A 590-nucleotide genomic window follows, 5' to 3' on the forward strand; every position below is an offset into this window, starting at 1 on the left:
CAGCTGATGGCCGACGCCCTGGTCGAACGCACCACCGGCAAAGCCGGCGGGATCAGCGGCATCGACATCCAGCTCATCATGACCGACCGCACCCTCTTCCAGGCCGACAGCGAACCCGCCCGCCTCCCCGGCTACGGCATCGTCCCCGCAGGCTGGGCCCGAAATCTACTCAAAGACTTCGGTGGCGCAGCCGCGGGCACCGGCACCGCAGGTGCAGCAGGCGGGACGGGCGGTAAGCCGACTTCAGGCACCGGCGACCCAGGCCGCCCGGCCGGCGAACGCGCCTTCGCCCTCTGGGTCCGCCGGCTCTACACCGCGCCGGCCACCGGCGAACTCGTCGGCATGGATTCCCGCGCCAGGCTCTTCCCCGCAGGGCTTCGCCGGTTAATCCAGGCCCGGGACGACACCTGCCGGACCCCCTACTGCGACGCCCCGATCCGCCACCTGGACCACATCATCCCCTGGCACACCGGCGGCGCAACCACAGCAGCCAACGGCGCCGGGCTCTGCGAAGCCTGCAACCACACCAAAGAAACCCCCGGCTGGAACGCACAACCCCGCCCCGGACCCCGGCACACCCTCCAACTCAC

The 590-nt window shown here is 71.0% G+C and carries 1 protein-coding gene; it reads left to right on the top strand.

What is annotated here, in order from left to right; genetic code table 11:
* Positions 1-590: HNH endonuclease (locus AC1DBL_RS16720; protein ID WP_476926525.1), on the top strand; the 590-nt coding region annotated here is incomplete at both ends.

It is taken from the genome of Arthrobacter sp. 10T44 (assembly GCF_056393885.1).